Source organism: Thermodesulfobacteriota bacterium, from assembly GCA_040756475.1.
In the GTDB taxonomy this organism is placed as follows: domain Bacteria; phylum Desulfobacterota; class Deferrisomatia; order Deferrisomatales; family JACRMM01; genus JBFLZB01.
Map to the genome: position 1 here is coordinate 1 of JBFLZB010000174.1, position 9742 is coordinate 9742.

Sequence of the window (9742 nt, forward strand, 5' to 3'; positions counted from 1 at the left end):
GTGCTTGGCCCCGGGGGGCGGTGGGGGGGGGCCCCCCCCCCCCTCCGCCCCTCTGCATCTGCGCAGGTGTATGTATAAAGGACTCCACGAGGGACGCAGCCCCATGAAGACCCTGGACGCGGTGCTCGACCGCCTCGAGAGGTGGGTGATCTTCTTTTGTTTCTCCACCTCCCTCCTGGCCCTCACCTACGGGGTGGTCGCCCGGTATGCCTTCCGCAGGCCCTATGCCTGGCCCGACGAGCTCAGCCTCTACCTGTTCCTCCTCATGACCTTCGTCGGGGCGGGGGCCTCCGTGCGGGCCGGCTCGGAGCTCCGGGTTGACGCCCTCTACGAGCGCTTTCCCGGAGCCCGGCTCTGGCTGGACCTGTGGATGCACGGGGTGCGCCTCCTGGCGGCGGTGCTCATCGCCTACTACGGCTGGCAGTTCGTCGCGGTGGAGAAGATGTTCATGAACTACACGCCGATCCTGGGGATCCCGGTGCCTTGGATCGCGGCCATGCTCCCCCTCTTCGGAGGGCTCCTGGCGGTGCGCACCGTCCTGAAGCTCGTCGAGCTCCTCGGGAGGAAGTGACGCCATGGAAACCCTGCTCTTCATCGCCCTCCTGCTGCTCCTGCTCTTCCTGCGCATCCCGGTCTACGTGAGCCTCTTCCTCACGGGGATGTTCGGGCTGGTGGCGTTCACGAGCCTGGATCTCGTCTTCGTGGCCCAGACCATGCTCATGAAGCTCCAGAACTTCACCCTGATCTGCATCCCCTTCTTCCTGCTCCTGGGGGCTGTGATGGTAGAGGGGAGGTCGGCCCGGCAGCTCATCGAGGTGGCCCGAAGGCTCGTGTGCTGGCTCCCGGGCGGGCTCGCCATGACCTCGGTGGTGAGCTCGGCCCTGTTCGGGGCGATCAGCGGCTCGGGGATCTCCACCGTGGTGACGGTAGGCGGGGTGATGTTCCCGTTCATGAAGGAGCGGGGCTACCCGCGCTCCTTTTCGGTGGGCCTGGTGACGAGCGCCTCGATCCTGGGGATGATCATCCCCCCCAGCATCGTCATGGTCATCTGCGCCCTTACGGCAGGGGTCTCGGTGGTCCGGCTCTTCGCCGCGGGCTACCTGCCCGGGGCGGTGATCGCCCTGGCCTTGATGGTCTACGTATACGTCTCCGTTCACCGGCAGGGGCTCGCGTCGCGCACCACCGAGCCGTTCGATCTGCGTCTCCTGGGGCGGGCAGTGCGCCAGGCCGCCATGCCCCTCCTGATCATCGTCGTGCTCTTCGCGGGGGTCTACTCCGGGGCCTTCACGGTGACGGAGGCCTCGGTGGTCGCCTGCTTCCTGGCCGTGGTCACGGAGTGGCTCATCTACCGCTCCGTGGATCTCCGAAAGTTGCGGGCGCTCTTCGTCTCCTCCGGCATCCTGAGCGGGACGCTCGTCATCACCATCGGGGGGGCGGGGGTGCTGTCGGAGTACATCACCATCCGCGGCATCCCCCAGCACATCCTCGAGGTCGCCATCGCCCACGTGCCCAACTGGGCAATCTTCATGATGCTGGTGACCTCGGTTCTGCTGGTGATGGGGACGTTCATGGACCCCATTGCCTCCATCATGATCCTGGTCCCGATCCTCATGCCCATCGTCCAGCAGTTTGGCATCGACCCGATCCACTTCTGCCTGATCGTGAACGTGGCCCTTGGGGTCGGGTATATCACGCCCCCCCTGGGGCTCATGCTCTACGCCACGGCGGCCTGCACCGGCGAGCGGTTCATGTTCATCGTGCGGGCGACGATTCCGACGCTCCTGGTCTACATCGTGGTGCTCTACGTCCTGAGCGTCGTCCCGTGGTTCTCCACGGCGATCCCCGACCTCCTCTTCCCCCGGTGACCCCATGGCTTCGGCGCCTTCCCGCGTGAGACCCCCTACCGCGTTCGCTCCGGCCCGGGTGGAGGTAGAGCACCGGCTTGGGGGAGGGATGCGGCTTCGCTCCCCGGAGCCCCTGGGGGCCTACCCCGCGTGCGTGGGCGCCTACTTGGAGCACTGGGCCCGGGAGACCCCCGAGGCGGTCTTCCTGGCCGAGCGCCAGGGTAGGGCATGGCGGCGGCTCACCTACCGGGAGGCCCTGGGGCAGGTGCGCGCGGCGGCCCAGGCCCTGCTGGACCGGCGCCTGGACCCCGGCCGGCCCGTGGCGATCCTCTCGGAGAACAGCCTACGCCACGCAGTGCTCGGCTTGGCATGCATGCACGTGGGCATCCCCGTGTCGCCGGTCTCGCCCGCCTACTCTCTGGTCTCTCGCGACTACGGAAAGCTCCGCCACGTGTTGGGCCTCCTGGAGCCTCAGCTCCTCTTCGTCGAAGCGACGGAGCCTTTCGCCCGGGCCTTGGCGGCTGCGGCCCCGGCCGGCGCGGAGGCGGAGGTGGTGGCGGGGGAGCCGGGCGCCGGGGCGACGGCGTTTGCCGAGCTCCTGGGCACGGCACCCTCCGCCGCCGTGGACGAGGCCTACCGGGCGGTGGGCCCCGACACGGTGGCCAAGGTGCTCTTCACCTCGGGGTCCACCGGGGAGCCCAAGGGGGTGATCAACACCCAGCGGATGCTCTGCTCCAACCAGCAGGCCATGGCCCAGTGCTGGCCCTTCCTGGAGAAGCGGCCGCCGGTGATGCTCGACTGGCTCCCCTGGAACCACACCTTCGGCGGGAACAAGGTCTTCCACCTGATCCTGCGAAACGGGGGCGCCCTCTACCTGGACGCCGGAAAGCCCACCCCCGGACACATCGAGACCACTGCGGCGAACCTGCGGGAGACCTCCCCCACGGTCTACTTCAACGTTCCCCGGGGCTACGCGGCGCTGCTGCCCTACCTGGAGGAGGATCCCGCGCTGCGCGACTCCCTCTTCCGGGACCTCGACGTGCTCTTCTACGCCGGGGCGGCGCTGCCCCAGAACCTCTGGGAGCGCCTGGAGGCGCTCTCGGTGGCGTCCGTCGGGCGCACGGTCGCCATGTCGTCCGGCTGGGGCTCCACCGAGACAGGGCCGGTGGTGACCCTGGTGCACTACCCCGTGGGGCGGGCGGGGGTCATCGGGCTGCCCGTGCCCGGGGCGGAGCTCGCCATGGTCCCCAACGGCGACAAGCTCGAGCTGCGGGTCCGGGGCCCCGGCGTGACCCCGGGCTACTGGAAGCGGGACGACCTGACCCGGGAGGCCTTCGACCGGGAGGGCTTCTACCGCATCGGCGACGCGGGCGCCCTGGCCGACCCGGCGCGGCCCGAGGCGGGCATCCGCTTCGACGGGAGGGTGGCGGAGGACTTCAAGCTCACCTCGGGCACCTGGGTGAGCGTGGGGCGCCTGCGCACGGACGTGATCGCCGCCTGCGCTCCCTTCGTGCAGGACGCCGTGGTGACCGGCCACGACCGCGACGAGATCGGGCTCCTCCTCTTCCCCGACCTGGAGGCCTGCCGCCGGGCCTGCCCGAGTCTTGCTCCCGGCGCCCCGGTGGAGGAACTCCTCTCCCGGGAAGAAGTGGTGGCGGGGATCCGCGCCGGCCTCGGGCGGCTGGCCCGGGAGAGCGGGGGGAGCGCGAGCCGCCCGGCCCGGGCGCTCTTCCTGACAACGCCGGCCCGCCTGGACGCGGGGGAGATCACCGACAAGGGCTACGTCAACCAGCGGGCCGTCCTCGCCCACCGGGCGGAGCTCGTGGCCCGCCTGCACGGTGATGTCGGTGGGGCCGGCCCGGAAGTGATCCTCCTGTGAGCGGGTATTCCCTTTTGGAAGAGGTGCAGACCATGAGCGAGAGCGGCGTAAAACGGGTTCGCACTACCTCGTGGTCTGCTGGCCCCGGGTGCCACGGGGGTTGCGGGGTCGTCGCCACCGTGAAGGACGGCCGGCTCGTGAAGCTCGAGGGCGACCCGGAGCACCCCTGGAACCAGGGGAGGCTCTGCTCGCGGGCGCTGGCCATGACCCAGTACGTCCACCACCCCGACCGGCTCCGAACGCCCCTGAAGCGCGCCGGCGAGCGGGGAGAGGGCAAGTGGGAGGCGATCTCCTGGGAGGAGGCCTACGACCTCATCGAGGCGCGGATGAAGGCGATCCGCGACGAGCACGGGCCCGAGAGCTTCCTCTTCACCATCGGCACCGGGCGCGACATCTACCCCTGGATCTCGCTCCTGGCCTACACCTACGGCAGCCCCAACATCGTCTTCGGGCTCTCGGGCAACTCCTGCTACGCCACCCGGATCTCCGCCTGCAAGATGGTCCAGGGCGACTACATGGTCTTCGACGCGGCCCAGTGGTTCCCGGACCGGTACGACGACCCCCGCTGGGTGCAGCCCGAGTGCATCGTGATCTGGGGCTACAACATCCCGGCCTCCTGCCCCGACAACCTCTTCGGCCACTGGATCGTGGACCTCATGAAGAGGGGCACGAAGATCGTCACCATCGACCCGCGGCTCTCTTGGTTTGCCTCCCGTTCCGAGCACTGGCTGCAGCTGCGGCCCGGCACCGACGCGGCTATCGCCATGGGGTTCCTCCACGTGATCGTCAACGAGGGGCTCTACGACTGCGCCTTCGTGGAGAAGTGGACGAACGCGGCCCACCTTCTGCGCACCGACACGGGCAGGCTTCTTCGCGAGTCGGACCTGCGGGCGGGGGGAGCCACCGCAAACTTCGTCGCGTGGGACGCGGTCCGCAGCGCGCCGGCCGTGTGGGACGCGGCCTCCCAGGCCTACCCGGCGGGCGCCCAGCCCCTGCTGGAGGGCACGTGCGAGGTGGCCCTCGCCGACGGCGGGCGCGTGGCCTGCGAGACGGTCTGGACGGCGTTTCGCCGGGAGGTGGACCGCTACCCCTTGGACCGGGTGGCCGAGATCACGATGGTCCCCGCCGAGCAGGTCCGCGAAGCGGCCCGGTTCTATGCCAAGGCGAAGCCCGCGGCCATCCACTGGGGGGTGCCCATCGACATGACCCCCAACATGACCCCCACGGCCCACGCCCTGGCCGCCCTGTGGTGCATCACGGGCAACCTCGACGTCCCGGGGGGCAACGTCCTTGCCCGCTTCGCCTTCAACGCCGTGGCCTACGCCCTGCCGGGCACCAAGAGCGTGTTTGCCCCCTCGGCCGAGGCCGAGGCCAAGCGCATCGCCACCGACCGGTACGGCATCTTCAAGAAGTTCAGCCTGCGGGCCCAGACCGACGTCACCCTGGAGCAGATCTTCACGGGAGAGCCCTACCCCATCAAGGGCATGTGGATGGCGGCCTCGAACCTGATCGGGGGCCTGGGCCAGGACCCCAAGCGGTGGGTCGAGGCGCTCAAGAAGCTCGACTTCGTGGTCGCCGTCGACCTCTTCCACACCCCGAGCACCCAGCTCGCCGACGTCGTGCTCCCCGCTGCGAGCTTCCTCGAAAAAGACGGGGTGCGCTCCTGGTGGGTGCCCCTCCAGACCATCAACAAGGCGATGACGGTGGAGGGGTGCAAGCCCGACATCGAGATCGGCTTCGAGCTCGCCCGACGCTTCGACCCCGGGTTCCAGTGGGAGTCGATCCACGACCTCCTGGACGACATCTTGAAGCCCTCCGGCATGACGTTTGGCGAGCTCCAGGAGAAGGGCTGGGCGTTTCCCCCCGAGGGGCACCCGAGCGCGCCCTACCGCCGGCACGAGAAGGGGCTCCTGCGCCCGGATGGCACGCCGGGGTTTTGCACGCCGTCGGGCCGGGTGGAGCTCTACTCGACCCTGCGGGAGGAGTGGGGGCTCGAGCCCTTCCCGATCTTCGAAGAGCCGCCGCTCTCGCCTTTGAGCCGGCCGGACCTGGCGGCCCAGTACCCGCTCATCCTCTCCACCGGGCGCCGGTCCCCGGTGCTCTACCACACCGAGCACCGCCAGATCCCCTGGCTGCGCGCGCTCGACCCGGACCCCATCGTCGAGATCCACCCGGCCACGGCGTCGGAGCACGGGATCGGCGCGGGGGAGTGGGTGTGGGTCGAGAACTCCTTCGGGAAGGCCCTCTTCAAGGCCAAGGTGACCCTGGAGGTCCCCACCTGGATGGTGATGGCGGCCCACGGGTGGTGGTTCCCAGAGGAGCCCGGCGCCGAGCCCTCGCTCCACGGGGCCTTCCGGTCCAACGCCAACAACCTCCTCCCCATGGGCTACCAGGGCAAGGACGGGCAGGGGGCCCCCATCAAGCACGGCCTGTGCAGGGTCTACAAGGCGACCCCGGAGGACGTCATCCATGCGTGAGAAGAAACCGCGAAACGGCCTCCTCATCGACTACGAGTTCTGCACGGGGTGCAAGGCCTGCGTGGTGGCCTGCGCCCAGGAGTATGGCTGGCCCGCCGGCCAGGGCGGCATGCGGGTGACCGAGATCCTCCAGGAGCTCCCCAAGGGCCGCGGCTACCTGAGCTTCCTCCCGTTCCCCACCGAATCCTGCGTCCTGTGCGCGGGTCGCACCCGCAAGGGGCTCAAGACCGCCTGCGAGCAGCACTGCCTGGCCGCCGTCATCCGGCACGGCCCGGTGCAGGAGCTCGCCCGCGAGATGGAGCGCAAGCCCCGGATGGTGCTCTGGGCGCCCCGGTAGCCGACCCCTTGGCAGCGAGCGGCGGGCGAGGGCCGCACCCGTCCACCCCGAGACACCCGGGAGATTCCATGTATTACTCCCCCGAGAAGAACGACCACGGCTTGCCCCACAGCCCGTTCAAGGCCTGCGTGGTGCCCCGGCCCATCGGCTGGATCTCCAGCGTGAGTCGGGCCGGGGTGGCCAACCTGGCGCCCTACAGTCAGTTTCAGAACCTCACCTTCGACCCGCCCTACGTCCTCTTCGCGGCCAACCAGACCACCGACGGCCGGCGCAAGGACAGCGTCGTCAACGCGGAGGAGACCGGGGAGTTCGTCTACAACATGGCGACCTGGGAGCTCCGGGAGGCGATGAACCGAAGCGCCGCCGAGGTGGGGCCCGAGGTGGACGAGTTCGAGCTGGCGGGGGTGACCAAGGCCCCCTCGCGGGTCGTGAAGGCGCCCCGGGTGGCCGAGTCGCCCATCCAGTTCGAGTGCGTCTACCACCAGACGATTCGCCTGCCTGGGGCCAGCCCCATGGGGACGGTGGACGTGGTGATCGGGCGGGTGGTGGGGGTGCACATCCGAGACGACCTCGTCGGCCCCGGCGGAAAGGTCGACGTGCTCAAGGTCCGGCCGTTGGCGCGGCTGGGCTACTTCGACTACACCACGGTGGACTCGGCGTTCGAGATGGTGATTCCGGGGCGAAACGACGAGCTCCTGCGAGGGCTCGAGGGCCGCAGGGCGCCGGGGTCCGGCGCCTAGGAAATATGAGGAGAGGAGAAGACGAGATGGCTCGGGACGTGTACGGCGAGGACCACCGGATCTTCCGGGAGTCCTTTCGGCGGTTCGTGGCAAACGAGATCGCCCCCAACGCGGCGGCGTGGGAGAAGGCCGGGGCCGTGCCCCGGGCGGCCTGGCTCAAGATGGGGGAGAACGGGTTCCTGTGCCCCTGGCTCCCGGAGGAGTATGGGGGACTCGGGCTGGGATTCGAGTACTCGGTCATCATCAACGAGGAGCTCATCCGGGGCGACGCCTACGGCTTCGGGGTGCCGCTCCACAGCGACGTGGCGGTGCCCTACGTGGAGTCCTACGCAACCCCCGAGGTCAAGGGGGAGTGGCTCCCCAAGTGCGCGTCGGGGGAGGCGGTGGCGTGCCTGGGGCTCACGGAGCCCGGCGCGGGCTCCGACCTCGCGGCCATCCGGACCCGGGCGGAGCGCGACGGGGACGCCTACGCGGTGAACGGCTCCAAGGTCTTCATCACCAACGGCATCTTCGCCGACATCTGCGTGCTGGCCTGCAAGACCGACCCCAAGGCCGGCCACAAGGGGATGAGCCTGCTACTGGTGCCCCTGGACCTGCCGGGCATCCGCCGCCGCGCCCTCGACAAGATGGGCTCCCACATGCAGGATACCGCCGAGCTCTCCTTCGACGACGTGCGGGTGCCCGCGGGCTACCTCCTGGGGGAGGAGGGGCAGGGCTTCAGGTACATGATGGCGAAGCTCCAGCGCGAGCGGCTCGAGGTGTGCATCAAGTGCCAGGTCATGGCGGAGGAGTGCCTCAAGGAGGGCTTGAAATACTCCCAGGAGCGCAAGGCCTTCGGGAAGCCCATCGGCGACTTCCAGGCCAACGCCTTCAAGCTGGCGGAGATGGCCACCGACGTGGAGATCGGCCGCACCTTCCTCGACGCCCTGGTAGCCGATTTCGTCCGCGGCGTCGATATCGTGCAGAGGGTCTCCATGGCCAAGTACTGGCTGGGGGAGATGGTGAACCGGGTCGCCTACGGGGCCGTGCAGCTCCACGGGGGGTACGGCTACATGGAGGAGTACCGCATCTGCCGCCTCTACCGCGATGTGCGGGCGCTCTCCATCTACGCCGGCACGAGCGAGGTGATGAAGCTCATCGTGAGCCGCAGGCTCGGCCTCAACCCCTCGTAGGAGGAAGCCATGCACCTGGAACCCTTCGACTACCAACGCCCTGGGAGCCTGCGGGAGCTCGAGGGGCTGCTTACCCGCCACGCGGGGCAGTGCCACCTGCTGGCGGGGGGCACGGATCTGCTGGTGCTGGTGAAGGAAAAGCTCCTCTCGCCGCGGCTGGTGCTCGACGTGGGGGACTTGCCCGAGCTCCAGGGGATCTTCCGGGCCCCGGACGGGGGGCTGACGATCCTCGGGGGCACCAAGGTCTCCGAGATCGAGGCGAGCGCACTGGTGCGCGAGCACGCCCCGGCGCTGGCCTTTGCGGCGGCCCAGCTGGGTTCCTCCCAGGTGCGCCACATGGCCACCATGGCGGGAAACTGCTGCCACGGCTCGCCCTCGGCGGAGACGCCCCCGGTGCTCCTGGCCCACGGGGCCGAGGTGACGCTGTCGCGGGAAGGAGGCGAGCGGCGGCTGCCCATGGAGACGTTCTGGCTCGCCTACCGAAAGACGGCGCTTGCACCCGGGGAGTACCTCAAGAGCTTCCACCTGCCGGCGCTCACCGCGCGGGCCGCGGTGGCCTACCGGTTCCAGGGGCTGCGCCAGGCCATGGAGATCGACATGGTCAACGTGGGCTGCTACCTGGAGCTCGATGCCAAGAAGAAGAAGGCCGCGTGCGTGCGCATCGCGCTGGGGGCGGTGGGGCCGATCCCCTACCGGGCGCTGGAGGCGGAGGCGGCGCTCACCGGGGCCGCGGTGGGCCCGGACTTGTTCGAGGAGGCCGGGCGGCTCGCGGCCCAGGAGGCCAGGCCCATCGACGACGTGCGTGCGAGCGCCGCCTACCGGCGCCGGCTCGTGGCGGTGCTCGTCTCGCGGGCGCTCGGCGCCTGCGCCGAGGAGCTGGCAAGGAGGGGGAAGTCATGAAAACGCTCGTCACCCTGAACATAAACGGGGAGGACTTCGAGGTCCCCGTGGCGCCCACCGACTTTTTGGTAGACGTGATCCGCGACCGGGTGGGGCTCACGGGCACCAAGCGCGGGTGCGGCATCGGCGACTGCGGGGCGTGCACCGTGCTCGTGCAGGGGCGCCCCCTCCTCTCGTGCCTGACGCTTGCGCTCTCGTGCGTGGGAAAGCCCATCACCACCATCGAGGGCCTGGCCGAGACCCGAGGGGCAGACGGGGCCGACGCGCTCCACCCCGTGCAGCGGGCCTTCGTGGAGGGGGGCGCGATCCAGTGCGGGTACTGCACCCCGGGGATGATCCTCTCCACCGTGGCGCTGCTCGAACGCATCCCCAACCCCACGGCCGACGAGATCA

9 protein-coding genes are annotated in these 9742 nt (G+C 69.7%); all 9 read left to right on the forward strand.

Annotated elements, in window-relative coordinates; all coding sequences use genetic code 11:
* Positions 1-103: 103 nt before the first annotated feature.
* A complete protein-coding gene (locus AB1578_18840; GenBank protein ID MEW6489952.1) occupies positions 104-571 on the forward strand; it encodes a TRAP transporter small permease in 468 nt (155 codons plus the stop codon).
* A gap of 4 nt (positions 572-575) precedes the next feature.
* The gene (locus AB1578_18845; protein ID MEW6489953.1) at positions 576-1865 is read left to right on the forward strand and encodes a TRAP transporter large permease; all 1290 of its coding nucleotides are present in this window, start codon (positions 576-578) and stop codon (positions 1863-1865) included.
* Between the two features lie 25 nt (positions 1866-1890).
* Positions 1891-3723, forward strand: coding sequence for a feruloyl-CoA synthase (locus AB1578_18850; GenBank protein MEW6489954.1), 1833 nt, complete (start codon positions 1891-1893; stop codon positions 3721-3723).
* 32 nt (positions 3724-3755) lie between these two features.
* Entirely contained in the window at positions 3756-6200 is a 2445-nt protein-coding gene (locus tag AB1578_18855; GenBank protein MEW6489955.1) for a molybdopterin-dependent oxidoreductase, read from the forward strand.
* Complete coding sequence (locus AB1578_18860) at positions 6193-6537, forward strand: 4Fe-4S binding protein (GenBank protein MEW6489956.1); 345 nt, start codon at positions 6193-6195, stop codon at positions 6535-6537. The genes AB1578_18855 and AB1578_18860 overlap by 8 nt, the downstream gene beginning before the upstream one ends.
* A 68-nt stretch (positions 6538-6605) precedes the next feature.
* Entirely contained in the window at positions 6606-7277 is a 672-nt protein-coding gene (locus AB1578_18865) for a flavin reductase family protein (GenBank protein MEW6489957.1), read from the forward strand.
* Between the two features lie 26 nt (positions 7278-7303).
* On the forward strand, positions 7304-8449 hold the full coding sequence (locus AB1578_18870) for an acyl-CoA dehydrogenase family protein (GenBank protein MEW6489958.1): 1146 nt from the start codon (positions 7304-7306) through the stop codon (positions 8447-8449).
* A 9-nt stretch (positions 8450-8458) separates the two neighbouring features.
* Positions 8459-9349, forward strand: coding sequence for a xanthine dehydrogenase family protein subunit M (locus tag AB1578_18875; GenBank protein ID MEW6489959.1), 891 nt, complete (start codon positions 8459-8461; stop codon positions 9347-9349).
* A partial coding sequence (locus AB1578_18880) for a (2Fe-2S)-binding protein (GenBank protein ID MEW6489960.1) occupies positions 9346-9742 on the forward strand: 397 nt, incomplete at its 3' end. The genes AB1578_18875 and AB1578_18880, both read left to right, overlap by 4 nt.